This is a genomic window from Pseudalkalibacillus hwajinpoensis, assembly GCF_015234585.1.
In the GTDB taxonomy this organism is placed as follows: domain Bacteria; phylum Bacillota; class Bacilli; order Bacillales; family Guptibacillaceae; genus Guptibacillus; species Guptibacillus hwajinpoensis_B.
Map to the genome: position 1 here is coordinate 889,975 of NZ_JADFCM010000001.1, position 24,447 is coordinate 914,421.

The window sequence follows — 24,447 nt, forward strand, 5'->3', positions numbered from 1 at the left end:
AAAAGGGGGAAGTTTCATGGGAGTTCCTAATGCACAATTTGATTCAAAAGAAGTAGTACCTGAATTCAAAAAGAATTTCCAGGTATTTCGGTTTATAGGTGGAAATTTAGTTTCTTTTTTTGGAGACCAAATATATTTAATTGCTTTGCCACTAATCGTATTAGCTATTACTGGATCACCATTAAGTATGGGCATAGTTGCAGCACTAGAGAGGCTTCCTATCTTAATTCAGCCCTTTACAGGTGTTTTGGCGGATCGTTTCAATCGTAAAAAGTTACTAATGATTTGTGATTTAGGAAGATTTTTAACGGTTGGACTATTAGGTTGTTTGTATTTAACAGATCAACTTACTATATGGGGAATTTATGCAGGTGCACTGCTTGTTGGAGTGTTGACACAAGTATATAATACTTCGCAATTTGCATCTGTCCCTAAATTAGTGCAAAAAAGGGACTTACAATTAGTAAACTCCATTAATACAGGAATATTTCAAACGGCTGTATTTATAGCTCCAGGCTTAGGCGGAATCATTATAAGTATCTTCAATCCTGGTATGGGTTTGATAATAAACAGTTTGACTTTCTTAATCGGATTTTTAGTGGTATGGAGTTTGAATATTGAGAGTAACGTTCAAAAAGAAAAAATAACTAGCTCTAAGGTGTTTACTGATATAAAAGAAGGCTTTCATTTTGTTATCCAAAAGAAGCCGATCCTTTATACGAATTTAGCGATGTTTTTCTCAATATTTGGCTCGACACTCTTCTTAACAATGTTGGTCATTCATTTAAAATCCACTGCTGGATTAGATTCAATTTTAATAGGTTATGTGCTATCTATTGGTGGTATTGCCGCAATTGGAGGGGCGTTAATAACAAACATACTAAAAAAACACTTTTCTTACAGAACTATTTTATTCTTTGCATCACTTGTGGGGGGAGTGTCTATTATAGCTTTTGGTATGAATAATTCTTTTATATGGTTAGCGTTAATGAATGCACTTGGTACGATTTCTGCTTCTATTATGAATCCTTGTATTGTGACAATTCGCCAGAAGTTAACGCCAGATCATTTACTAGGTCGGGTACAAGCTACTAGTCGATTTATGACATGGATATTGATGCCCGTCGCAGCGTTGACTGCTGGAATTCTTGCTGAACAGTATAGCACAACTTTAACATTTTTTATTGGTGGTATAATTTCCACTTTTGCTTCCTTTATTTATTTACACCCTTCTTTAAAAAAGGCATAAGAATTCTAATACCACAAATGGATATAAGGAATTAGAAGTAAGAGATATCTCGATATCAAGTCTTTCACAATCTCGGAGCTTTTGCTGAAGATAAGGTAAGCGCTCTATACAGATAGTGCAGGGCGTGCGGTATTGATAGGAGGGATAATATGGGGATGGGCGGAATGAGCATAGCATTAATTTCTCTAGTTCCAATCATTCTAATAGTAGTTGCCATACTTCTTATAATGAGAAAAAGGAGATAACTCTTAGAAGGATTATTCCTTTAAATCGAAGCGTTTGCGTAATAAATTGTAAGGCTAAGTAGGCTTTAGGGAGAAGGGTAGAATAACCGGGAGGACAAATAATGAAAAGAAACCTATTGATTATGATTATACTTTCAATATCTCTAAGCGCCTGTTCAACTAACGAATTACAAAATGTTGAAAAAGTAGAAGCAAGCTTTTGGATTGGAAATGAAAAACAATCAGAAGAAGTAGCGTTTAAAGAGAAGGAAGAGGTAGATGTATTCGTTGGTGCCACCAACAATGCAAAAGAACTTGATGATCAAAAGGTAATTAAAACCCCTCCAGTATTGACCTACAATCTTATTATTGAAGGAAGCAATAATAAAGCATTTCAATTATGGATTACTGAAGATGGAGAAGGGTTCATTCAAAGTCTTTTACCAGAAGATAGCCTAACATACCGATTGGATGAAGGTTCGGTAAAAGATGTAACAAATATTTTAAACCAACAAGATAATGTTACGCTTCTACCAAACATCGAATTTGAAAAATGAATTAGTTTGTGAGGTGTTCCATAATCTCGGAGCTTATCTGTAATTAGGATAAGCTCTAATTTGAATAAAATAAAGATTGAGTTAGTCATTGGAATTTGAAATAATTGGTATTGAAATGATTGAGTAGATAAATGGAGTAAATAGAAATAATTAAAAGGAGAAGGTAGTGGATAATGATGGATAAACTTCTCTTGGTTCTATTGTTACTTGTTGGTGCTGTTTATCTTGGTTTCAACAGCGCTGGTTTAATGGCTGTTTTATTTAATGATGTTTTATGTGTCTTAATGCTAGTTTACATTTATACAGAAAGTGATGTGAAACCAAGTTATTCTCTTTATTGAATTAAATCGGAGCTTATCTTCAATAAGGTAGGCTCCTCTTTTAATGATCCATAACAGGTGGAATAATATAGAAATCATAAGGAGTATATTCCAGAATAAGGCTCTCCCTAATTAAGTGTGATTGACATTGAAAAAAGCATAATCTTCCTCTAATGTTTGTAAGCGTCAAATAATCCCCACCTTCCTTGGAAGATGGGGATTATTTGACGCTTACCTATCTAAATTTGATTTTGCAACTATTATAACTAAACATATAGCTAATATTGATGAAGTTTGGTCAAAAACAAAATAACAGGTGAAATGTCTTATTCAGTAAAAAGAGGACCAAGATTGTTGAGGACAAACAGACAAAAACCTTATGAATATTCGAGATAGAAAATTTTAAACTCTTGAAAACTCAGAAAATCGGCAATCCGACATTGACCTATTGTAACAATAATACTAAAATTTTACTATATTCCATTTAGTTAGGAGGTTACATATGAAACAAACTACTAAGGAATGGGTATATATTTTATGCTTATTTATCATTTCTATATTATTTTTCATTAATGATATAGACGAAACCTTTAAAGCAATTATTATAGTAGCTATTTTCTTGTTTGTAATTATTTTAAAGTTCTTTATCAAAGATTCGGATCACTAAAAAACTATTTATGAAGGGGATAAAAAATGTTAGTAAAAAATAATAAATTAATTCTGATTTTCACAGTTATTTTATTAGCATTTTCTATGACAAGTCTTTCTTTTAATAAAGCATATGCTGATGAAGTATATGATGGTGACTTAAGCTTACAAGAAGAACAATTAATTGAACTTTTAACAGCAATTGAAAATATGCCAGACCATGTCATCGAGCGAGGTAATCATGCTATTGAGGATTATTTAGAAAAAGAAAGTGATTTTGATTTTAATACTAATGAATTATCTAATGGTGAAATTGCTATACAACCTGCTAGTATTGGCGGTATTGCAAGCTGCGTTGGGGCAGTAGGAACTGCTATAGTTGTTAACTTTACCCCTGCAAAAATATTGAAAGTAAAATCAGCTTTAAAAACAGTAGGAGGAGCTACGAAATTTGTAAAAGCTCTAAAACCTTATTACAAAATGTCAAGAGAAGATAACTTGAGTAAAACAGCTTCGATAAAACAAGCTGTTAAACTGGCTGCTGGAGATGCTGGCCCTGATGCTAAGGAAGCTTTATTAGATTTATTTGGGGTTTCCACAGTTATTGGAGCTTGTTCAGGAGCTTTTGAATAAATCGAGTAGGGGACTAGCCATTGATTGGCTAGTCCCCTACTCGATTGGATTCTTTCGCAATTGGGCGTAATTTAAGAACAAGGAATTGTGTCTATTGTTCCGTAAACTCGGAGCTTATCTGTAATAGGATAGGCTTTTTTTGTAAAATAAATGATTGAGTTATTTACGCTCCTTTGAAACAATTGGAATAGAGTTTTAGATATTGAACTGAAGGTATAAAAGGTGGAATGAAGATGAAAGGATTATTTATTTCAATATTTACTTTTATAATAGTTTGGGCATTATATGGGGTATTTTTCAATGACTTTGAAGAGGATATTTTATTTCTTACAATAGTAGGGATTATTACTGGTTATAACATAGGTAAAAGGCAGCGTGATTAAAGTAGATGTAGAAAGTATTTCTTCCATTATCTCGGAGCGATTACTAAGTAGATGTAAACATAACAGTGCATAGATTGGTGGTGTATTAGTGTCCGAGTGGAAAGAAGTAGAAATCATCGGAATTTCTGCTATAAATAAATTCGTGGCGGAATTCCAAGTGTGGGAAATAGAAACAGTGCCTACAGGTAAATTTAAGGTGAAGATTTTTGAAAACAAAAGAGGCAGTTATAAAGGATTTACGAATGTTGGAGTGGTTGTAAATGAATCGCCAGAGTTTGGTGTAGGCTCTGGAAACACGATTGAAATGGCGTTAGAAGATACAATTAAAAACTTCCTAAGTGAATTAAACGATAAGAAGAACAGCAAATCTAATGAATTAGCAGATGAAGACTTTGTTTGGGCTGATCCGAACGATTTCTAGTTGCTAATGCGCAGACTTAATCTATCTGCACAGTTCAACAATCTCGGAGCGTTAACCTAAAAAGGATTACGCTCCTTTTTGTGTATTTAATTTAAGGGCATTTTAAATTAGCTTTCATATTATCTATTTGGCAGGGGTTGAGTGACTTGTTTCGAAGATTTACAAGGTTAGAGACATCATCCGATATTGATAATAGATATATTGAATTACCTCAAAGTAATATAAATGAAGGATTAAAAAAGAGAATCATTGATTTAGAGCAGTTGGCAATTAAGTTATGTACAGATTTGCAAAAGGATTATGTAAAACGCTTTGACGAAAGAGGAAAGAAAAACCTTAGGTTAAGGGTTGCCAGGGACATTGATGGCGATGAGTTTGAGAATTTAACTTATGAAAGTTGTTTGGAAAAAGAATACCGTTCCCAAATATCAATTGATTATGATGGTCTAAAATTTAGTGAAGAGTTCAATGCTGAGACGATTTCCCTTTGGTATTATTTTGGAGGCTATAGAAAGGGTACAGGAACCTTGTTTGATTTCAAGAATAATGATTTAAAAGCTGCTCTGGAGAAGAGCTTGCTTGAGTTATTAGACTTGGATAATGCTAATAAATAATTTGGGAGCGATGCAGAATGGGTGCTTGGGGAGTAGCGATATTATCCGACGATATAGCTGAAGATATTAGCTTAAGATATAAAGACTTACTAGGTGATAACTACTCTAGTGAAGAAGCAAGCAAAGTAGTAATTGATGAATTTGATAGTGAGCTAGATGAAGAAGAGATCACAACATTTTGGTTATCCTTTGCTTTAATACAATGGAAATTAGGAAGACTCCAAGACGAAGTGAAGGTTAAAGCACTTCAAGTTATTGATAGTGGTGATGATCTTATACGTTGGGATGAAGATCCTAAACTAAAACAGAAACGCGAAACAGTTCTACTTAAACTTAAAGAACAGTTAAATTCAACACAACCAGAAGCTAAAAAAGTGCGAAAAAGGTTTATTAGCGAAACATTTTTAGAAGCCGGTGACGCGATTAGTTATCGATTGCTTTCAGAAAGTTACATTATTTTGAAGGTGATTGGCATTCTTGAAGAATGGAATGGAGATAGATATCCTCTCTTTGAGATTTGTGATTGGCAAGGAACAGTAATACCTTCTAACGAAAAAATCAGTCAACTGCCCCTTAAAGAATGGACTTGGGAAAATGGTGAAAAAGAGCTAACTAAATTGGCAATTTTCCCAGCAGGAAAAAGAGATGATCCAATAAAACGGATTGAATTAGTAGCTGAAGATGTAAAAACAATATTGGATATGGAAGCCCCATATATGACATCTACTTGGAGAGAGTTTGACGATCAATTAAAACAATTTTATTACTTCAAATAGTGCAGTTTAGAGAAAGTATGAGGCGTGATGGGGGATAAGAGAGGATAAGAATCAAAGATGATTGAGGAACTATGGCTTCTGGTACCAACTATAATTGTTGTAGTAGGACTCTTAATCCTTTTTGGTGGATTAAGAGCAGCTTGGAAAGATTATGACGAATCCACTAGGGTAAAATCATTATTAATAACATTGTTTGATGTAATAACAGATCCAAATTCACCTAAAGGTTTTATTATATGGCTCGGAGCGATTCTGGTTGGTATGGGACTGATTTTCTTTATTCTTTAATTTGTGCTTGTTCCACATTATCGGAGCTTATCTTTAATAGAGATAGGCTCTCATTTTTATACAGTAAGAATTTGCGGTAAGTGGCTTTATTTGAAATAATTGGATTAAGAATAGATGCAGAATAAGGTAAAAATTCTTAGTTGAAAGAATAAAGGCACTTCTTAGAAAGGTTATATGTTGTATGTTCTATTTATTCAAAAATAGAGACTTTAAATTTTTAGTTATAGCAAGATTAATTCTTGATTTAGGAAAGAAAATCTCTTGGGTAGCCTTGGCATGGTTTGTTTATGAATTGACTAATTCTGCATCAGCTATCGGATTTGTCATTACTTCTGCTACCATTGCTCCACTTTTATCAAGTATTTTTGTAGGGTCGCTTTTAGATGAATTTAACAGACGTACGATCATGATTGCTGAAAATGTATTGAGAGGAATATTCATTTTATTAATTCCACTATTATATTGGGGAGATGAATTGACTCTTCCTATAATCTTAATAGTTGTTTTTATTAACGGTCTTTTATCAGCTTTTACTGATATCGGAAGTATGACCATATTGCCTGCTTTTGTAGATCAGGAAGATTTGCAAAGCGCTAATGCACTGGTAGCAATGGCTGGTCAATCTGGCTATTTAATCGGTCCTGCAATCGGAGGTTTTTCCGCAGCATACATAGGGGCGTCACTCACATTAATCGTTGCTGTTTTTTTCTTTTTCTTGGCAGCTATTCTCTACTTCTTCATTCCTTATAGTAGTTTCCAACAGGGAGTAGAACCAAGGCGATTGAAGAAAAGAAATTATAGAATCATAAAAGAAATCGTAGATGGGTTTACGTTCTTACGTAATCATAGAGTTCTAATCATCATATCCAGCGTCACGTTAATATTTAACATCACTTATGCTCCCTTAGAACCTGTGTTACCTGTTTTTGTAGGGAGTCATTTGGATTCTGGTCCAGATACTCTGGGTATGATTTGGACAGTTTTTGCGGTAGGAGCACTTTTAGGTTCGTTTATTTGGGTGAGGTTAAACATTACGATTTATTACTCTTATTCACTCGGTATCGTCATTAGTTTATGGGGAGTAGCTCCACTTCTAATCAGTTTTTTTACCAACGAAACTATTGTTTATTTGATTATGTTTTCTGGTGGAATGGTGTATGCACCTTATAACATTGTTGAACCTACTCTAGAGCAAAAACTGATCCCAAATCATTTGAGAGGAAGGGTCATAGGTGTCATGGGATTTATTGCAGGAATAGGCTTTCCTTTTGGTACATTTATCGGTGGTTTATTAGGAGAGTATTTTGGTGCTGCCAATACATTATTTATGTCTGGGTTAGCTACGATCATATTAGGTCTTACCGTTTCGTTCCAAAGATCTCTGCGCTTTAGTAATAAAGATGTTAATTATTAGGTGATATAAGTTACTTTCTAACGTTTTCCGTTGTTCAATTATCTCGGAGCTTATCTGTAATAAGATAGGCTTTTTTTATTTGAAATAAAAGATTGAGTTATTCAAGGTAATTTGAAATAATTGGTATTAAGTATTAAAAAAAGTCAATCTAATAAATGAATCATTAATTATTCTGAACCGTATATACCGTAAGTATAAAAAAATATGGGGGGTGTCAAATATGGGCAATGAAATGATTTTTATATTAGTTTTAGTATCCATGGTTATATGGGTTAAGGTATCTAAAGAAGCTGTAAAGCCTTCAAAAGAAATAAGCTGGTGGAAGATGGTTACATTACTGTCTGCTGGTTCATTATCTACTTTATTTATAACCCTTTCGCTTTTTCAAGGCATGTCTTTATAGTTCCATTATCTCGGAGCGATAGGTGCATATCTGCTTCAGTATCTCAATATGGAAAACGGTATGTATTAGGTTTCGTGATTTTTTTCTACTGTTAGCAAGTGTAAAGAGGTGTGTGCAAATGTTGGTGAGGTTGTTTTTTATTTTAGCAGCTTTAACTATTCCTGTTTCTATCCTGTTTAATCAGGAAGCTACTGGAATACTGGTAGCTTTCTTATTTATGCTATTAGGGGCGTATTTTAGTAAACCAAAATTCAAGAAGAGCTGATGAGATTGTTGTAAACAGAAATATCTTGATACTGAGTCTTCTGTAATCTCGGAGCATTTCTGAAGCAATACGCTCTTCTTAAAAAGTTGGGGGCGATTCCGGCACTAAGTGATCGTTATTCTCCGTTTAGCAGGACTCTGGTATAAGAGGTTCTAGTTATTAATTCACTATGAGGATATATATTTCTTGAAAATTAGTAAGACAAGTGAAGTACAAACAGGGAGTTCAGCCGACATATAGAATTTACAGGGTGCATATAATCTGAAGGGCGAAAACGTTAAGGGGGGAATGTATGGCTATTGAATTTGTATCCCGTTCATTAGATGAAATCCACTTCTGGTCTAGGATTATGAAAGAACATGCTTTGTTTCTAAGTCTAGGATTTAGTTTTAATGATTCGAAGCTAATTCAAGAAGCACAGGAATTCATTGACCTTTTTGAACGAATTGAAGAACAGCTAAGTCAATATTCTACGCAAACAGATCCTCAACAAATTGCAAAATTTAATAGCCAGGTATATCAAGCAGCTACTTCCATTTGGGCGTATAAGAGGAAAGTTCTAGGATTATCATTACGGTGTGAGATTACATCTAACAATTTTCCATTATTACTTGACCATACAAGTCGGGAGGCCGCTTATTTTGCAAAACGGTTAAAAGAATTAAATGAAGGAAAGTTACAACCAACAGCTGCCAAAATAATAAAAGAAAATGTATTCTTCTTAAGAATCATGGCAGATCACTCAAAGTTTATTGGTCACCTTCTTGACCCTTCAGAAAGGAAATTGGTTGATCAAGCCCAGGAGTTTAGTCATGATTTTGATCGATTAGTGTTTCAAGCGGTTGACCTAGATTCAATGCGACCACAATCAGAAACTCAACCACTATTAAATCAGTTCCTTGATGAAAATCGTGTATCAGCCGTTTCACTAAGGGATTTTAAGAAAGCAGCAAAAGAATTGATTGAAGAATGTAGGATCAAGAGTAATATCCATCCACTTCTTGCAGACCATGTCTTCCGTGAAGCAGAAAGGTTTCTCCATATTATTGATTTGTTTGAAACTAGCCTCACATCTAGTAATTAGTGTGTTAGTCGATTCTGTATCAAATATTTAAATTGATACTATTTCTTTTATTACTTACTTGGCTTCTAAGCAATTACTCTTAGCAGGACTCCAACCTCCAGTATAGGTTTCTCAGATTACTGAGATAAACTTGAGATGAAATGGCAGTTAAAAATATACAAAAGCGGTTTCTGTTTTCGAGCAGAAAACTTATTTCACACATAAAAAGGAGCGCCACATCACATTGATTTTGGCGCTCTTATTGTTGGTTGGTTTGCATAACTTAAACTCGATTATACTGTGGGAACTTCTAATTAACTATTTTTCCATCACTCATCCTAACAATATGATCCGCATAATCTAACATCTCATTATCATGAGTAACCGCTAAGGTAATCATATTTAAAGATCTAGTTAATTGCTGAATCAACTTCATCGTATCCCTCGACTTCTTTGAATCCAAACTCGCTGTTGGCTCATCAGCGAACAGTACTCTTGGATTGTGAATGATAGCACGTGCCACTGCTACACGTTGTTTTTCCCCTCCTGATAAGGACGATGGATAGGCTGTAATGCGATGAATCATTCCAACCTTTTTTAAAGTTTTCTTTATCTGTATTTGCTTGGCTCTTTTCGTTTCTTTCATTCCGGAGATTTCCATCATTAGTGAGAGTTGCTCTTCAACTGTCAAAAAAGGAACAAGGTGGGAAGATTGAAAAACAAAGCCGAAATGCTGCGCTCTAATTTTTCTTAAGTGGTCTGAATTCATTTCGGTTAGATTCTGATCTTCAAATACTACTCGACCATTTGAGAGAGGTTGAAGACCAGCGGCGATTGTAAGTAATGTACTTTTACCTGATCCTGAAGCACCTATTAATGCTGTCACTTCACCTTGCTTAAGTGATAAATCCACTCCTTTTAATACTTCTTCTTCAGATTTTCCATTTACAAATGACTTTCTTACGTTTTCTATCAGTAATTGACTCATGTTAGGACTCTCCTTGCTGAATAGCTTGTAAAGGTTCAACTTGCTTAATTTGATAGCCTGATAGGGTAGACCCTAAGAAGCCAACAATGACGAATACGATCGATAATTGAATCGTTGTTGTGATGGATAGGTTGTAAGGGATTGTTTCAGGAGCGAAGAATTGAAAAAACTGGCTTAATAACGCAGAAACAAGAAGCGCGGTTAGTGTAATAAGCCCCATCTGACTCCAAATCATCTTGAACAAATCACTGTTACGAATTCCTAGGGCTTTGAGTATTCCATACATACCTATCTTCTGGACATTCATCATATAAAAGAAAATGGCAAATAGCATTCCACTAATAACGACTAGAAACCAAACAATCATAGTAAGTGTCATTTGTTCTGCCTGGTAACTAGGAATTGTAGAAAGAAACTCCTTCTTAGAAAATGACTGTAGTCCATTCACATCCTCATTTTTTTGGGTTGAATAAATGAGCTGCAATTCTTCAGTTCTAAACATATTCTTAAAATCTACTCGATTAATAAAAGCAACTGGTGAGTGGTTGAATCGTTTGTCCTCAACAAAATCGATAACCTTAAAGGATGCTTCCGCAAGTGGGCTTGATAAGTGGTCACCGATCTTTATGCCTTCATCTTTTAACGAGCTATCGAGGATAATTTCTCCCTTTTCTACATTTTTAAAGAACGTATTATCTGTAGAAGTTACGAATGCAACGCTGTGTTGTTTTTTTGATTCACTTTTTAATGCGCCCATTTGAATTGAAAAAGCGAATGCATCATTATGACCTCTAACTAATTGATCCTGTTCTTGCTTTTCAATATGAGATTGTGAATATGACTTATCAGATTCTTCACTCATGTAAAACGTCCCAACGGGCATGTTTTTTATCAATGAGACATTATCATGAGATAATCCACTTGCTAAGCCGGAAATAATAAAAGTCAATAAACTAATGAGTAAAACAATAAACCCTACTATAAGAAATTTACTTTTATTCTTCTTCATTTCTTTCCATGCCATAAACATTGTCATCATTCCTTTCTAAAATTAAAAAACCTTTTGTTCTCCCACTGATTACTTTAAATCAGGTAAGTGAACAAAAGGTTAACAGTAAATTACGAATATGGAAGAACGACTTTAAATGTGGTACCTTTATTCTTTTGACTATCTACGTTAATGTGCCCTCCATGGAGCTCTACTATTTGTTTTACAATTGATAACCCTAGCCCTGTACCCTGTTTTGTCCTGGTCCTAGCTAAGTCTGCACGATAAAAGCGATCGAATATTTGTTCCTTTTCACTCTGCCCTAGGCCTATCCCCGTATCCCGAAAGGTAATTTCTATTTGTTCGTGTGCATTTTCTAGTGAAATCTGAATAGCCCCTCCTGGCTTATTATATTTAATGGCATTTGTTAAAAGGTTTTCCCAAACGGTATATAAAAGATCAGCATTGCCTTTAACAGTTACATCATCAAGAGAATAGGTTAATGAAAGGTTTTCTTCATTTATAAGCCAATAATATCTTTGTAGAAGACTACTAAATTGCCCAGATAATTCAACCCTTTCTTTAGAAAGAGTATTTTCTTTTGGATCAAGTGACGATAGGGTTAATAGCTGTTTTGTTAAAATAGACATCCGTTTCGTTTCATCTTGTATGACGTTTAAGTAAGAACGTTTTTCTTTTTCGGTAAGCGCGTCGTTCTCTAATAAACGACTATACCCCTGAATATTTAACAAGGGAGTTTGAATATCATGCGATACATTGGATACAAATGATTTTCTAAGCTTATCTAATTTTCCAAGACGTGAAATCATCTCATTGAAATTTTGAGTCAATTGGCCGATTTCATCTTTTCTATGAATATCCAACTGTACATTAAATCCTTCTTCACCAACAATATTCGTTGCGTGAGATAACTTTCGAATAGGGTGAATGATCATCACCGCCCATATAAGTACCGCAATTAGACTTAAGATGACGGTAGCTACGGCCATCCACCCCAAAAGGATGTGTATTTCATTAAATAATAGCTTAATGTTGGGTCTCATAAACAGAGCATACTGGTTACCATTGTATGAAAGAGGAACCCCTACTGAATTTTTCAACTCATTAGCAAAAAAGCCTGTAACGAACGTTGCTTTAGGGAACTCCTTCATTCCATGATAAATATCTCCGTTCAGGACTTTTTTTACTTCTTCGTGTGATAGATTCTCTTCATTAAAAGTGCCACCAAAGAAGCGTTTTTCTCCTTGTCCATTAACAAGGAAGAGTTGATAACCTGTAGATGATGTATGTTCAAGAAATCGCTCAAGACTTTCTTGGGATTCTGCGTATTCAGCAATTCTTGTAGCGATTTCTGTGTTCTTAGTATCGTTTTCAGGTTTCAAATTAGTTTGGTACAAGGTATTCGCAAACAAAAAACCGATCAGGGAACTTATAATCATAATGAATAACGTTGTAAGTAAAAATTTGGAATATAAAGACTTCATCATGATGTCACCTCTAATTTATAGCCAACTCCACGGACAGTAACAATTTCAATAGTGGAAGTGACATCCCGTAAACGTTCCCGTATTCTTTTTATATGGACATTTACAGTTCTCTCATCCCCCTGGAAATCAATCCCCCATATATTTTCGATTAAGTTATCTCGATTGAAAACTTGATTCGGTCTAGAAGCTAAGAGGGCTAATAATTCAAACTCCTTTAAAGGCATGATCAGGTGTTGTTTCCCTATTTGAACCTCATAGTTTCTTTTGTCAATTTTTACATCACCTAAGTTGATGGTATAAGTGGTAGGTTTATCATATCTTCTTAAGACGGCTTGAATACGAAAAATCAATTCCCTTAGCTCAAAAGGTTTCACGATATAATCATCTGTTCCAGCAATATACCCATTTTCTTTATCGTGTAGTTGACCCCTTGCGGTTAACAAGATTACGGGAATATCGTAGTTGTTTTTTATTTTTCTTGTAACTGTATACCCATCCATCTTAGGCATCATCACGTCCACTATTGCTAAATCGATCGCGTATCTTTCTAAAAGGGACAAGGCTTCTATTCCATTCATAGCTTTATGAGTATGGTATCCAGCGTCTCTTAGAGTGGCCTCTACAAGGTTCACAATGTGTGAATCATCATCAATAATTAATATGGTGTTCATGCTTTCACCCTTTCAACACTATTTTGATAGGGGGACTTCTCATACCTAGTTTACATTGTAAAAGTGAACAATACATTAACTGGTGCATACTTTAGTGAACAAGAAAGAAGAGACTCTTAAAAAGATAATATTACTACCTTTATCGTGAAACCGAGTATCATGAATAGTCATTTTCATGCTGCTTTGTTGAAATAGATTGTGAAGCTCTTCGTTTCTTTTGACCTCTCTTTTTATTTCTAGCAGGGGTAGTTAAGATTACGACAGCAACAATAATGCAGAGTCCACCAGCTAATTGTATGTAACCAAACGACTCATTTAACCACGTGACTGAAATGATGACAGCTACAAGAGGTTCAATACTGGATAAGATACTCGTTTCAGATGGTGATAAATAGTTTAAGCTACCAATATAAAGAAGAAATGAAAGTGTTCCACTTGCGATTATCCCTACTAACATAACAGAAGTATTAACTGTGAGATCGTCAGTTAAAACCTTAATACTAAAATCAAGGTTAAGCAAAAAGGAGAGCACTCCAGCGATTAGCATTCCCCATCCAACGACAAGCAAGACACCCCACCTTTTAATCAACGAAACAGGTTGAACGGTATAAAATGTAAAACCTAGCATTGTTAGAATGCCAAAGGAAATGGCTTCTTTGCTTAAAAGAATAGTGTTGTAGGAACCATTTGTAATCAAAAAAAAGAGTCCTATTAAAGCCATACCTATAGCAATCAATTGCCTTAATGTTGGCAACTTTTTGATTTGGATTGCTACATAAAATGTAATAAGGGTTGGAGCCAGAAATTGAAATAACATAGCTGTAACGGCATTACTTACATGGATTGTCTCAATAAAAAAGTATTGAGCACCAAGCATGCCTAAAGTTCCAAACAAAATGAGCTGAAGCCTGTGGCCTTTAAACTTCCAAATTTCAAAAATCTGCTTTTTTGAACAAGAAAGAAACAATAAAAGAAAAGTGCCAGCGAGTAATAAGCGAAAAACGAGAAAGTCGATCGATGAAATGTTGGAGTGTAGGAATAGCCACTGAATCATCGGCCCTGATACTCCCCAGAGTGCAGCTCCACTACTTATCATCATCAATCCGACATGTCGGTTTTGTAGTTTCATTTTTGATCCTCCATGATGTTAATTCCTATTGTATTTGGTATGTAAAATGTGTACCATTGACGTATTATAATAAATAACTGACACTGTTGTAAGGGTCAGTATTTTGTTAGTTAGGGGGGTCAGATTTATGTGGCAATTAACACCAAACCTTAATGGTGAGAGTAAAGACCCGCTTTATATTCAGTTATATCTGTATATTAAACATGAGATAAAGAGCGGAAGTTTAGTACCTGACATGAAGTTGCCTTCAAAGCGAAAGTTCGCTCAACATCTTTCAGTTAGTCAGAATACAGTAGAAACGGCATATGGACAATTGGTAGCAGAAGGCTACATAGAATCACGTCCGAGGAAAGGATATTTTGTATCACCTATTGATGAAGAGAACTTTAGCCTCCCCCGTGATGTTCATCATGTTGAAGAGAAACCGTGTAAACATCATGGCTACACGTATAATTTTGCCTATACTGGTGTGGATTTTGAATCGTTTCCATTGAGCCTCTATCGGAAATTAATGAATGAAGTTTTGCGAAGCGATAATAAAGAAATTTTCCAGCTAGGTCACCCTCAAGGGGAATTTGAATTGCGTAAATTGCTTTCGGAGTATGTTTACGAAGCGAGGGGAGTGAGATGTTCTCCTAGTCAAATCATCATAGGTTCTGGAACTCAAACCTTATTGAAATTACTATTTCAACTATTACCACATAGTAAATTTGCTGTGGAGGATCCTGGGTATCATCGTAAAGTGACGTTGTTTGAAAAAAAAGAAACTCAAGTAGAGTTAATTCCAATCGATTCAGACGGAATGCTTTTCTCCAATTTAAAAGGAAGTAGTGCTGATGTAGCGATTGTAACGCCATCTCATCAGTTTCCTTGTGGAATGATTATGCCAGTTTCAAGACGCTTGCAACTACTAAAGTGGGCAAGAGAGGAAGAAGACCGGTATATTATTGAAGATGATTATGATAGTGAATTCCGCTATAGTGGCAAGCCAATTCCCGCACTTCAAGGATTAGATACTGGAGAGAATGTGATATATATGGGTACGTTCTCGAAAGCGTTATTGCCTTCATTGCGGATTAGCTATATGGTTTTGCCTGCTTCACTTATCAAAACCTATCAAAATGAGTTTTTCTTTTATACCCAAACCGTCTCACGTATTGATCAGAAGGTCTTAAAAAAATTTTTAAAAAGAGGGCACTGGGAACGCCATATTCAAAAAATGAAAATGATTTATCGAAAAAAAAGAGATGTGCTTATAGATGAGATTGCGCAATACTTCCCTGAAACAGTTGAAGTCATCGGTCAAGATTCTGGTTTGCATCTCATGTTACGTCTTAATAACGGGATGACCGAACAAGAAGCTATTGATCGGGCAGCAAAGCTAGGTATAAAAGTGAACGCCGTGTCTGAATATGGAAAAAATGATGGTCAAACTGTTATTATGGGTTTTGCAGTGCTAACGACAGAACAAATAAAAGCAGGAGTTAAACTGCTTGCAAAAGCATGGTTTGATTAAGAAAGATAATGTAGTGGGTAAATTGGAGGTATATGCATGAATTCTAAAGTGTTTTTCTTGGCATTTATAACAATTGTTATATGGGGTTCTACCTTTGCAGCGATTAGAGCTAGCTTACATGGAGGGTATTCTTCAGGGCATTTAGTACTCGTTCGGTATCTGATCGCATCGAGTGCATTTTTAATGTATGCGTTATGGCCAGGGGTCAAATTCAGGCTTCCGAAAGGGGGAGATCTGCCTGGAATTCTTGCCCTCGGATGGATTGGAATTAGTATTTATCATATAGGCGTCACGTTTGGTGAACAAACGATTTCAGCAGGAACAACGGGGATGTTGATTGGATCTGCGCCAGTGTTTACAGCGTTAATCGCTGTTCTTGTGTTAAATGAGAAGTTAGGGACATTTGGATGGATTGGTCTCGGTATTGGTTTTATTGGAATTATCTTAATCACACTTGGGACATCGGGTCCTGCTTTTGAAATATCGAGTGGTGCGTTATTAGTCTTGATGGCAGCAATAGCAACGTCTTTTTTCTTCGTATTTCAAAAACCTTATTTTAAACGGTACAAACCAATAGAATTGGCAGCCTATTTTACATGGGCTGGTACATTGCCTTTCTTTTGTTTTACTCCAGATGTGCTTCAAACGATTCAAGGAGCCACCCTTGAAGCTAATTTGTCTGCCATTTATGTTGGGATATTCCCAGCAGCCATTGCCTATGTAACCTGGTCGACTGCACTTTCTTTGGGTAATGCTAGTTCTGTAACAAGTATGATGTATCTAGAGCCAGCAATAGCAATCTTTATTGCGTGGATTTGGTTAAATGAATGGCCAAGTACGTTGTCTCTTATAGGAGGCGTCGTTGCAATTACAGGCGTGATTGTCGTGAATGGGATAGGTAGTAAGCAACAACGAATTAGGAGTAAAGGCTTCAATGCTCTATAAAACAAGTGATATATTGAACTATCTAAAAAAATCGAGACAGGGTTAGATGACAAAGAATTTAGAGACATGCGTAATCGATTAGAAATAGAGAATGATGAACTGAACGATAGAACCATAGAGTTATTTAAAACGAACGCACGCTCACGTACCATTTCTTCAGTCAAAGATTTCTTTCCTAACAAAAGTTAAAGGGTCTATAACGCAAACCTTCAAAACATCAGAAGAACTTTTTCAAAAAGGGAGAATTGAGGGAAAACGTTTATCAAAAATATATGAGGAAATCGTATGGTAGCTATTTTTCTTATTCACTTAACGGGAGCGTTTACTTAATAAAAAGTAAGCGCTTTTTGTATGTTTAAAGCAGCACTTCTGATGCATAAGAAAAGATTGCCATTTGCAATTGGTTTTGAAATAATTGGTACTTGAATGATTAGAAATTTTTTTATTGAAAAGGTTGTAGTGAGGTGAATTTTATGGAAAAAAATACAGAAGATCGGATCCTTAAAGAACTTCAAAATATTAATCAATCTCTGAAGGTTATGAGTGAAAGTCAAGAAGTGAAGCCAGGGTGGGAATTATTAGGTATGGTCAAAGCATTGTTACTTGGCATCTTAATTGTTGGTCCTGGGATTGCAGTTGGCTACGGTCTTTTGCAGGTCTTAAGTAGTTGGATCGCGAATTAACAGCAGCACCTAAGGACAGTAAAAAGTTTTTTTGCCCTTTAGGGATTGGAGGAAGTAATGGAAGAAGTTACTGTAATGCTTGCTTTTGTTGGAGGTTTATTAGCATTTATTTCACCTTGTTGTTTACCACTTTACCCTTCTTTTCTCTCATACATAACAGGTGTTTCGGTAAGTGAATTAAAGGGAGATAATGGTGGATTTAATCGTAAAAAGGTATTGTTACATTCAATTTTGTTTTCGATCGGTTTTTCAATCATATATTATGTCCTAGGTTTTTCAGTAAGTAGCGCAAGTTCTATATTTGTAAAATATAAAGACCTCGTCAGAATGTTAGGTGGAATCTTTATTACTTTAATGGGCTTGTTCCTAATGGGAGTAATCCAACCTAAATTTATGATGAGAGAATTTAGGTTCAAGCAAAAGAAAAGAGGAGCAAACTATCTTAATTCTCTTCTAGTAGGTTTCATTTTTGCAGCTGGTTGGACTCCCTGCATTGGACCAATATTTGGTGCTATTATGTATGCAACTGCTTTAAATCCGGCACAAACTTTTATGAACATAACCGCCTATTCAATGGGTTTTTGTATTCCATTTATTTTAATGGCATTTTTCATTAGTAAGACGAGGTTCTTGTTGAAATACTCGGATATGCTGATGAAAATCGGGGGAACAATAATGGTTGTTTTAGGGGTAATGCTATATTTCAATAAGCTAGTTTATATCAATGTATGGTTTTCCCAATTTCAATATCGATTTTATGAATGGTTTGGTTTGTAAGAAACAAATATTGATCTTCAACAATCTCGGAGCATATCTCGAAATAGATATGTTCTTTTTTTGTATAAGAGATGGATTTTTCAGAACTATTTTGAAATAATTGGTATTGGAAGAATAAATAAATGGAGGGATATATTTTGAAAGTTGAATTTACAGGTCATGAATTAAACCCAGGTCACGACATGAAGAAATTATCGATAATGACGGCACAATGCCTAGTAGAGGAAATGCAAGATGGAGTCGAGGATCAGAGAAAGATTCAAATCACTACATCAAATTCCTTAATCATTGCAGATAAACTAAATACCGCAGAGCCAAATGAGAGCAAGATGACGTTACTTGATAAGGCGCTATTGAAATCTGAGGATACTATGTTCCCTCTAATAAATGAAGGCAGCGTGACAAACTTTAACGGGATGCTTGTTTTGAGTAATGTAAAGATTGTCCCATTTGCTAACCCTGACAATGTCATTGAGTATGATAGTTATGCTCTTTATACTGATCATATTATGGGGTTCGGTCTAACAGAGTAGTGGAAGAAGAAGTTTTGTTTTACTTCTTCCACAAAATCGGAGCTTATCTGTAATGGGGTAGGCTTTCTTTGTGAATAATTAGTCGAGTTATTTACGCTCCTTTGAAACAATTGGAATAAAGTTTTAGAGATATTGAATTGAAGATCTAAAAGGTGGAATGAAGTTGAAAGGATTATTTATTTCAATATTTACTTTTATAATAGTTTGGGCATTATATGGAATATTTTTTAATGACTTTGAAGAGGATATTTTATTTTTTACATTAGTAGGCATTATTACTGGTTATAACATTGGTAAAAGGCAGCATGATTAAAATAGATGAAGAAAGTATTTCTTCCATTATCTCGGAGCTTATCTGTAATAAGATAGGCTCTTTTTAGTGAAAAAGATGGATTTATTAGCTCTGATTTGAAATAATTGGTATTAAGCATTTTGATTAAAATTAGATGTTAATCGAACTACTTTATACTCTAGGAGAATTATTATTTGAATACCAAAAAACTTGATTTGATCATCTTATTAACCCTGACCGTTGCAGTTCCGGTATGTATAATTCTACCGTACCTGGGAATAGTTCCGGACCTTTTACTATTCATCATCTTGCCAGTAGGAATTATCTTTTGCCTCATAGGGGTAATGGCTTCTGTTCTAAGGATACAAACCAGTGGTTGGAAACAATCATAACAAATATTAATGTTCCATAATCTCGGAGCAACTCAAGAATATGGAATTGAGTCCATTGTTCTGTTAAATCGGAGCGTTTACTTAATAAAAAGTAAGCTCTCAATGTAGGTTTAGGAGATGATTCTGGAATGTTGGTAGGAGAATTAAGTCTTCTTACTCCTTTGTTACTGAATTAGAAAGAGACTATAAATAATTAATTTAAAGAGGTGATACTTTGAAGTCAGATAAGCCTTTACCTTTATCTTTAATACTTGTTTACTTATTTATAGTAATATCTACTTTTTTCGTATATTTCACAGTATCAAACCCTTATCTTAAGTCCTTTCTAATTATCGCTTTATTGGCATTAAGTACCGCATATAAATGGAAATATTTCCGAAAGAAAGAAAATTAGACTTGAGAGCAGCTTTTTCAATTTCAGTGGAGTTACTATTAGTGCATACAATAGATACTACGAGTCTTAAGCAATCTTGGAGCTTATCTGTAATAGGATAGGCTTTTTTTAATATGAAAGAAAAGATTGAGTTGTTCTAAATGATTTGAAATAATTGGTATTAAATGCCTGGGCAGGTTTATGGAAGATTTGAATTCGAGATAATCAGGTAATGAGTTGTTAGGAAATCCTCATAAATCTATGAATCTGAAAGTTGAACCATCATAAGATATAGACTAAGAAATGCATGAGACCAGATATATGAAACTTCTGTAGATTGAAATCGTATGAAAAAATATGGAGATTACTTATTCTATTAGGTGAAAGAAGTGATGCAGTTAATGTTTTCTACATACACCCACTTACAAATCAATCAAGATGGAATAATAAAGAGTAAAAGTAGTCAATACTCAATACGCTCTGATGGCAAACTAATAGGTACGATTGAGGAATCAATAGACACATCAAGAGATTGGAAAAATCAATTTTTGAATCTAATTAACCTTCATCCTGTGTCGAGTAAGAAGCTGAGAATTACTAATTCAAAGGGAAAAGTCGTAGCTCATACTATTAAAAATAGAGGTTTTAGCAAAGACATAGAAATTTATGACGAATTTGGAAGCAATGTTGTAATATTGCAACAAGAATTAAAAATGAGATCTCAAACGTTATTAGCAATGTATCCAGATGAAACTCTTTTTCTGAAAGCAACTGGGGGAAATGGTTCATTAGATTTTACGGTTATTGAAGAAGAAAGTGAAACAGAGATTTCGAGGATTAAAAAACGTTCTATCTCAAACCCAAACCTTAAAGAATCTTTATTTTCTGGAGATCTATATCATATTAATAATCATAAGCAGATAACGGTAAGGCAGCAACTCGTTGTGGTAATAATGACGATAGTGATCAGTGAGCAATTACACAATGCGTAAAAAAGTTAAAGGTACAAATTGCTTCTTACGACAATAACGATTGTTATTCGCAATAACTTAGAATCTTCCAGATAATCGGAGCGTTTACTTAATAAAAAGTAAGCGCTCTATGTAGATTTAGAGATAGCGTTGCTGTTTGGAAATAATTTAAGAATACCAGATCTTACTGTTTGATAGAGTTAGAAAGGAAGGGCATTTGAATGAAAGACGTAATCCACTTAATTGATTCAAAAAAAACTGGAATTACCGAATTAGATATTAAATCAACGGAAGAAAAATTAAATGTGGATTTCCCGGAACAATACAAAGAACTATTTAAACTATCTAATAATGCTCAGGTTGGTGAATGGACTCTGTTCCCTATTAAAGACTCTAAAAATTTAAAGAGAACGTGGGACGACATAGTAAGAGAAAATATTGGTATAAGAGATGAGGGAATGTCAGCAGAGCTTATATCTATTGGTGAAGATGGAACAGGGGACAAGTTATGTTTTAGAAATGTTGGTAGAGTATGTGAAAACAGGATATATATTTGGTACCACGAAACAGGACTAATTGAAGAAATAGCTTCAAGCTTAAAAGAATTTATCATTTCCTACTCTGAAGAAGTAGAAGAGGACGAATGAAACTTTTAGCTTTTCTTGTTCCATTAAATCGGAGCAATTGCGTAATAAAAATTTGCCCTTTAAGTAGGCAACTAAATTAAATAAGCTCAAGCAATTTTCAGCTAAGCTCAGAGTTATTGAACTCCGAGCTTTTTTTGTGTGAGGTTTGTAAATTAGTCCTTGAATTAAAGTCATATTACTTTATTAAAAATATTTAAGAAAATGAAACTGCTTTGATAAATGTATAGTCTATAAGGTGCAGGATGAAGGTTGAAAGGAGGTTAAAAAGTGAAAAATAGAGATTCATTATTTGATAGGGAAGGATTTGGCGATGAAATAGCTAGTGAAACGGAGATTGATCTTTTGATCAAAGAACACTCAAAGCAAGTGTTTATTTTAGCTTTTTCATATGTGAAAGATCATTCTTTAGCCGAGGATATAGCCCAAGAAGTTTTTTATAAGTGTTACAAAAACCTACATAAATTTAGAAAAGAATCATCAATAAAAACTTGGATTTCTCGTATCACAGTAAATACTTCAAAAGATTTTTTGAGAAAACGAAAATATAATTTATTTCATTCCCCCTCTCATCTTATGGAGGTGCTTGTTAAAAGGAAAAGTTCAGAAGATGAGTTTCTTGAGAAAGAGAATAGACAAAGTGTGATGGACGTCGTTCTGTCTCTTCAGCCAAAATATCGAGAAGTTATTATCCTTTTTTATTTTCAAGATTTCAATACAGAAGAAATAGCGCTGGCTTTAAAAATGAATAGGAATACAGTTAAAACGAGATTATCTCGGGGGAGACTTCTTTTAAAAGAAAAAATTAGTGGTTTGGAAGGAGGCAACTATGAAACGTGAAGTTCAAAAAGGAAAAAAAGAATTTGACGAGCAATTTTCTTTAGAGAGAGAAAACAGAATTAGAGAAAGAGTGAAAGAAAGGATTAAGGAACGCGATAATCCCACTTTTATCAATTATAAGCTTATCTATGCATCCTGTGCTGCAGTCTTGTTATTTGGTTTAATTGTCAGTTTATCATTCGTTTCACCATCAATGGCTTCTGTTATCTCTAATATACCGTTTCTAAATGAATTGATGGAGAAGGAAGATTCAATCGGTGTCGATTCTATCGGAGATCTCCTAATCCATGAACTAAGAGAAGACAACTTTAAAGTTAGTCAGGGAACAAATATTGATTTTAGGGAAAAAACCATATACGTAGGAGTAGAAGGCACTAAAGATTATTATCAAAAATACGAAAAAGATATTATTGAAAGAAGTAATAGCATTTTAGATGCGCATGGTCTTGGAGCATACACTGTTGAAGTGACCAATCCTCAAGTAGAAAAAGAGCCATACGATGATGGCATTACAGAAGAAATGCAAAAGAAGTACGATGATTATGAGAAGAGAAGTCTTGCTCTTAGCGATAAAATCATGAGTGAACTAAACGAGCAAAACTATCATGTTCAATCAGCTGATGTTCGAATTAATGACAAAGAGAGGTTTATACCACTTGAAATCCCTGTCTCTGAAACAAGAGTAGATGAGATTAAGGAAATTGTAAGGAAAGTTGCAGAAGAAAAAGAACCAGGTGAATTTAAAATAAAAGTTTATACATTTGATCCTATAAGAGAAGAAGCACAAGTACGATGGAGTCCTGTTATCGATACTCTAACAGAAGGATTAATTGGAAAAAGCGAGCTTAAAGTAGAATTAGTTGGTTTTACATTCTACTCAGATCCTTATACATTATCAGTTGACACTTCAATCGATAAGTCTAATCCTAATGCTTCAATGTTGGCAAATGAGATTGAAGATGAGATGAACACATTTATTAACTCAAAAGAGATAAAGAAAGTTGTAAATGGAGATGAATATCAGATTATTGTTAAAAGCAAAGACGGTAAAAAAATAAATTAAATCATGATATATATAGCTTAATATTTATGACCGATCGATCTTCAACAATCTCGGAGCGATAGTATAATAACCAAATAGCTTCAGTAATTGTCTTGTTTAAGTATTGAGTAGGAATACGAAGAGAAAATGTAGATCTGGATTATGAAAAGGAATAGGATGATATTGAAAATGGAATTCAAATACTACCTTAATGAAACAGGTTGGGCAAATTGTGTTGTGGAATTAAATTCACAAAAATTAGAGTTCTCAGCTAGTTATCTTACTGACTGTTTAGGTGATTTAGTAGAATCATTATTTTGGTTAAATCCATTACGAAGCGAAAAAGGCGAAAGAGTGTCTTTTGAATGGGAAGGTGAACCAGAAGGGATCCTTTGGACTCTTGAATTAAAAGAGAGCAACATCCTATTCATAGAGGCAATCTATTATGAGGACTTGGAAAACAAAGATAGCGGTAACAAAGTAATACAAACGGAGTATTCCTATGATGATTTTTTAAGGGTAGTGTTAATTGAAATTGATTCTTTAATCAAGAGACACGGGATTATTGGATACAGGGAACAATGGGTTATGGCTGATTTCCCATTGCGTACTTTCTTGGAACTAAAGCATTATCTCTTTAAAAAGGAGAATTATCCAATATCAGAGGTTAAGGGAGAGATAATGGGAGAAACGACGGAAGAGGTTAGAAGTTCACTAAAATATGATCTGGAATTATTGATGGAAAGTATCCAGTAATCTTGAAACTAAAACAACTAATAAAGTAAATTTGATATTCCACAATCTCGGAGCTTATCTGTAATAAGGTAGGCTCTTTTCTTTAGAAAAGGATGGATTTATTAGTGTTATTTTGAAATAATTGGTATATTTAGCGGCGAA

The 24,447-nt window shown here is 34.5% G+C and carries 29 protein-coding genes; 24 read left to right on the top strand and 5 right to left on the bottom strand.

Features of this window, described 5'->3' with window-relative positions; translation table 11 throughout:
- The first annotated feature begins 16 nt into the window (after positions 1–16).
- From IQ283_RS04215 to IQ283_RS04275, 13 genes are all read left to right on the top strand, one after another.
- Positions 17–1,249 carry an MFS transporter gene (locus tag IQ283_RS04215; RefSeq protein ID WP_194218890.1) on the top strand — a complete coding sequence of 411 codons (1,233 nt, stop codon included), beginning with the start codon at positions 17–19 and terminating at the stop codon, positions 1,247–1,249.
- Positions 1,250–1,595: 346 nt separating this feature from the next.
- Entirely contained in the window at positions 1,596–2,030 is a 435-nt protein-coding gene (locus IQ283_RS04220; protein WP_194218891.1) for a hypothetical protein, read from the top strand.
- Positions 2,031–2,206: 176 nt separating this feature from the next.
- Positions 2,207–2,371: a hypothetical protein gene (locus IQ283_RS04225; protein WP_194218892.1), complete on the top strand. Its 165-nt coding sequence runs from the start codon at positions 2,207–2,209 to the stop codon at positions 2,369–2,371.
- 481 nt (positions 2,372–2,852) lie between these two features.
- Complete coding sequence (locus tag IQ283_RS04230) at positions 2,853–3,017, top strand: hypothetical protein (protein WP_194218893.1); 165 nt, start codon at positions 2,853–2,855, stop codon at positions 3,015–3,017.
- A 26-nt stretch (positions 3,018–3,043) separates the two neighbouring features.
- Positions 3,044–3,631 carry a hypothetical protein gene (locus tag IQ283_RS04235; protein ID WP_194218894.1) on the top strand — a complete coding sequence of 196 codons (588 nt, stop codon included), beginning with the start codon at positions 3,044–3,046 and terminating at the stop codon, positions 3,629–3,631.
- Positions 3,632–3,864: 233 nt separating this feature from the next.
- Complete coding sequence (locus IQ283_RS04240) at positions 3,865–4,014, top strand: hypothetical protein (protein ID WP_194218895.1); 150 nt, start codon at positions 3,865–3,867, stop codon at positions 4,012–4,014.
- Between the two features lie 88 nt (positions 4,015–4,102).
- Positions 4,103–4,435, top strand: coding sequence for a hypothetical protein (locus IQ283_RS04245; RefSeq protein WP_194218896.1), 333 nt, complete (start codon positions 4,103–4,105; stop codon positions 4,433–4,435).
- Between the two features lie 146 nt (positions 4,436–4,581).
- The gene (locus tag IQ283_RS04250; RefSeq protein ID WP_194218897.1) at positions 4,582–5,049 is read left to right on the top strand and encodes a hypothetical protein; all 468 of its coding nucleotides are present in this window, start codon (positions 4,582–4,584) and stop codon (positions 5,047–5,049) included.
- A 17-nt stretch (positions 5,050–5,066) separates the two neighbouring features.
- Positions 5,067–5,825: a hypothetical protein gene (locus tag IQ283_RS04255; protein ID WP_194218898.1), complete on the top strand. Its 759-nt coding sequence runs from the start codon at positions 5,067–5,069 to the stop codon at positions 5,823–5,825.
- 57 nt (positions 5,826–5,882) lie between these two features.
- Positions 5,883–6,113, top strand: a complete 231-nt coding sequence (locus IQ283_RS04260; RefSeq protein WP_194218899.1) for a hypothetical protein — start codon at positions 5,883–5,885, stop codon at positions 6,111–6,113.
- Between the two features lie 181 nt (positions 6,114–6,294).
- A complete protein-coding gene (locus tag IQ283_RS04265; protein ID WP_194218900.1) occupies positions 6,295–7,527 on the top strand; it encodes an MFS transporter in 1,233 nt (410 codons plus the stop codon).
- Between the two features lie 220 nt (positions 7,528–7,747).
- Positions 7,748–7,930: a hypothetical protein gene (locus IQ283_RS04270; RefSeq protein ID WP_194218901.1), complete on the top strand. Its 183-nt coding sequence runs from the start codon at positions 7,748–7,750 to the stop codon at positions 7,928–7,930.
- A gap of 557 nt (positions 7,931–8,487) precedes the next feature.
- On the top strand, positions 8,488–9,279 hold the full coding sequence (locus IQ283_RS04275; protein ID WP_194218902.1) for a DUF2935 domain-containing protein: 792 nt from the start codon (positions 8,488–8,490) through the stop codon (positions 9,277–9,279).
- Positions 9,280–9,568: 289 nt separating this feature from the next.
- Here IQ283_RS04275 and IQ283_RS04280 read toward each other — a convergent pair whose 3' ends face one another.
- From IQ283_RS04280 to IQ283_RS04300, 5 genes are all read right to left on the bottom strand, one after another.
- The gene (locus IQ283_RS04280) at positions 9,569–10,246 is read right to left on the bottom strand and encodes an ABC transporter ATP-binding protein (RefSeq protein WP_194218903.1); all 678 of its coding nucleotides are present in this window, start codon (positions 10,244–10,246) and stop codon (positions 9,569–9,571) included.
- Position 10,247: 1 nt separating this feature from the next.
- Positions 10,248–11,276: an ABC transporter permease gene (locus IQ283_RS04285; RefSeq protein WP_194218904.1), complete on the bottom strand. Its 1,029-nt coding sequence runs from the start codon at positions 11,274–11,276 to the stop codon at positions 10,248–10,250.
- 89 nt (positions 11,277–11,365) lie between these two features.
- Positions 11,366–12,739: a sensor histidine kinase gene (locus IQ283_RS04290; protein ID WP_194218905.1), complete on the bottom strand. Its 1,374-nt coding sequence runs from the start codon at positions 12,737–12,739 to the stop codon at positions 11,366–11,368.
- Positions 12,739–13,413, bottom strand: a complete 675-nt coding sequence (locus IQ283_RS04295) for a response regulator transcription factor (RefSeq protein ID WP_194218906.1) — start codon at positions 13,411–13,413, stop codon at positions 12,739–12,741. Before IQ283_RS04295 ends, IQ283_RS04290 begins: the two co-directional genes overlap by 1 nt.
- A gap of 157 nt (positions 13,414–13,570) precedes the next feature.
- Positions 13,571–14,542, bottom strand: coding sequence for a DMT family transporter (locus tag IQ283_RS04300; protein ID WP_194218907.1), 972 nt, complete (start codon positions 14,540–14,542; stop codon positions 13,571–13,573).
- A 127-nt stretch (positions 14,543–14,669) separates the two neighbouring features.
- On the opposite strand from IQ283_RS04300, the gene IQ283_RS04305 reads away from it, so the two are divergent.
- From IQ283_RS04305 to IQ283_RS04355, 11 genes are all read left to right on the top strand, one after another.
- Positions 14,670–16,058, top strand: a complete 1,389-nt coding sequence (locus IQ283_RS04305) for a PLP-dependent aminotransferase family protein (RefSeq protein WP_194218908.1) — start codon at positions 14,670–14,672, stop codon at positions 16,056–16,058.
- Positions 16,059–16,094: 36 nt separating this feature from the next.
- Positions 16,095–17,003, top strand: coding sequence for a DMT family transporter (locus tag IQ283_RS04310; protein ID WP_194218909.1), 909 nt, complete (start codon positions 16,095–16,097; stop codon positions 17,001–17,003).
- A gap of 473 nt (positions 17,004–17,476) precedes the next feature.
- Positions 17,477–17,686: a hypothetical protein gene (locus IQ283_RS04315; RefSeq protein WP_194218910.1), complete on the top strand. Its 210-nt coding sequence runs from the start codon at positions 17,477–17,479 to the stop codon at positions 17,684–17,686.
- 57 nt (positions 17,687–17,743) lie between these two features.
- Complete coding sequence (locus IQ283_RS04320; RefSeq protein ID WP_194218911.1) at positions 17,744–18,463, top strand: cytochrome c biogenesis CcdA family protein; 720 nt, start codon at positions 17,744–17,746, stop codon at positions 18,461–18,463.
- Between the two features lie 137 nt (positions 18,464–18,600).
- Positions 18,601–18,996, top strand: a complete 396-nt coding sequence (locus tag IQ283_RS04325) for a hypothetical protein (protein ID WP_194218912.1) — start codon at positions 18,601–18,603, stop codon at positions 18,994–18,996.
- A gap of 163 nt (positions 18,997–19,159) precedes the next feature.
- Entirely contained in the window at positions 19,160–19,309 is a 150-nt protein-coding gene (locus tag IQ283_RS04330) for a hypothetical protein (RefSeq protein ID WP_194218913.1), read from the top strand.
- A gap of 1,136 nt (positions 19,310–20,445) precedes the next feature.
- Positions 20,446–21,045 (top strand): hypothetical protein, encoded by a 600-nt coding sequence (locus IQ283_RS04335; protein ID WP_206759429.1) that lies wholly within the window; start codon positions 20,446–20,448, stop codon positions 21,043–21,045.
- 200 nt (positions 21,046–21,245) lie between these two features.
- Positions 21,246–21,671, top strand: a complete 426-nt coding sequence (locus IQ283_RS04340; RefSeq protein WP_194218915.1) for an SMI1/KNR4 family protein — start codon at positions 21,246–21,248, stop codon at positions 21,669–21,671.
- 267 nt (positions 21,672–21,938) lie between these two features.
- Positions 21,939–22,508 (top strand): sigma-70 family RNA polymerase sigma factor, encoded by a 570-nt coding sequence (locus IQ283_RS04345; protein ID WP_194218916.1) that lies wholly within the window; start codon positions 21,939–21,941, stop codon positions 22,506–22,508.
- Positions 22,498–23,571 (top strand): DUF4030 domain-containing protein, encoded by a 1,074-nt coding sequence (locus IQ283_RS04350; RefSeq protein WP_194218917.1) that lies wholly within the window; start codon positions 22,498–22,500, stop codon positions 23,569–23,571. Before IQ283_RS04345 ends, IQ283_RS04350 begins: the two co-directional genes overlap by 11 nt.
- Positions 23,572–23,739: 168 nt before the next feature.
- A complete protein-coding gene (locus tag IQ283_RS04355; RefSeq protein ID WP_194218918.1) occupies positions 23,740–24,306 on the top strand; it encodes a hypothetical protein in 567 nt (188 codons plus the stop codon).
- The last annotated feature ends 141 nt before the right edge of the window (positions 24,307–24,447 follow it).

Coding starts and splice junctions, on each gene's coding strand:
- IQ283_RS04285 (WP_194218904.1), bottom strand. CDS start 11,276: ATGTTTATGGCATGGAAAGAAATGAAGAAGAATAAAAGTAAATTTCTT.
- IQ283_RS04270 (WP_194218901.1), top strand. CDS start 7,748: ATGGGCAATGAAATGATTTTTATATTAGTTTTAGTATCCATGGTTATA.
- IQ283_RS04265 (WP_194218900.1), top strand. CDS start 6,295: ATGTTCTATTTATTCAAAAATAGAGACTTTAAATTTTTAGTTATAGCA.
- IQ283_RS04225 (WP_194218892.1), top strand. CDS start 2,207: ATGGATAAACTTCTCTTGGTTCTATTGTTACTTGTTGGTGCTGTTTAT.
- IQ283_RS04290 (WP_194218905.1), bottom strand. CDS start 12,739: ATGAAGTCTTTATATTCCAAATTTTTACTTACAACGTTATTCATTATG.
- IQ283_RS04235 (WP_194218894.1), top strand. CDS start 3,044: ATGTTAGTAAAAAATAATAAATTAATTCTGATTTTCACAGTTATTTTA.
- IQ283_RS04340 (WP_194218915.1), top strand. CDS start 21,246: ATGAAAGACGTAATCCACTTAATTGATTCAAAAAAAACTGGAATTACC.
- IQ283_RS04295 (WP_194218906.1), bottom strand. CDS start 13,413: ATGAACACCATATTAATTATTGATGATGATTCACACATTGTGAACCTT.
- IQ283_RS04300 (WP_194218907.1), bottom strand. CDS start 14,542: ATGAAACTACAAAACCGACATGTCGGATTGATGATGATAAGTAGTGGA.
- IQ283_RS04350 (WP_194218917.1), top strand. CDS start 22,498: ATGAAACGTGAAGTTCAAAAAGGAAAAAAAGAATTTGACGAGCAATTT.
- IQ283_RS04320 (WP_194218911.1), top strand. CDS start 17,744: ATGGAAGAAGTTACTGTAATGCTTGCTTTTGTTGGAGGTTTATTAGCA.
- IQ283_RS04310 (WP_194218909.1), top strand. CDS start 16,095: ATGAATTCTAAAGTGTTTTTCTTGGCATTTATAACAATTGTTATATGG.
- IQ283_RS04335 (WP_206759429.1), top strand. CDS start 20,446: ATGCAGTTAATGTTTTCTACATACACCCACTTACAAATCAATCAAGAT.
- IQ283_RS04275 (WP_194218902.1), top strand. CDS start 8,488: ATGGCTATTGAATTTGTATCCCGTTCATTAGATGAAATCCACTTCTGG.
- IQ283_RS04240 (WP_194218895.1), top strand. CDS start 3,865: ATGAAAGGATTATTTATTTCAATATTTACTTTTATAATAGTTTGGGCA.
- IQ283_RS04255 (WP_194218898.1), top strand. CDS start 5,067: ATGGGTGCTTGGGGAGTAGCGATATTATCCGACGATATAGCTGAAGAT.
- IQ283_RS04355 (WP_194218918.1), top strand. CDS start 23,740: ATGGAATTCAAATACTACCTTAATGAAACAGGTTGGGCAAATTGTGTT.
- IQ283_RS04220 (WP_194218891.1), top strand. CDS start 1,596: ATGAAAAGAAACCTATTGATTATGATTATACTTTCAATATCTCTAAGC.
- IQ283_RS04315 (WP_194218910.1), top strand. CDS start 17,477: ATGGAAAAAAATACAGAAGATCGGATCCTTAAAGAACTTCAAAATATT.
- IQ283_RS04280 (WP_194218903.1), bottom strand. CDS start 10,246: ATGAGTCAATTACTGATAGAAAACGTAAGAAAGTCATTTGTAAATGGA.
- IQ283_RS04305 (WP_194218908.1), top strand. CDS start 14,670: ATGTGGCAATTAACACCAAACCTTAATGGTGAGAGTAAAGACCCGCTT.
- IQ283_RS04230 (WP_194218893.1), top strand. CDS start 2,853: ATGAAACAAACTACTAAGGAATGGGTATATATTTTATGCTTATTTATC.
- IQ283_RS04260 (WP_194218899.1), top strand. CDS start 5,883: ATGATTGAGGAACTATGGCTTCTGGTACCAACTATAATTGTTGTAGTA.
- IQ283_RS04215 (WP_194218890.1), top strand. CDS start 17: ATGGGAGTTCCTAATGCACAATTTGATTCAAAAGAAGTAGTACCTGAA.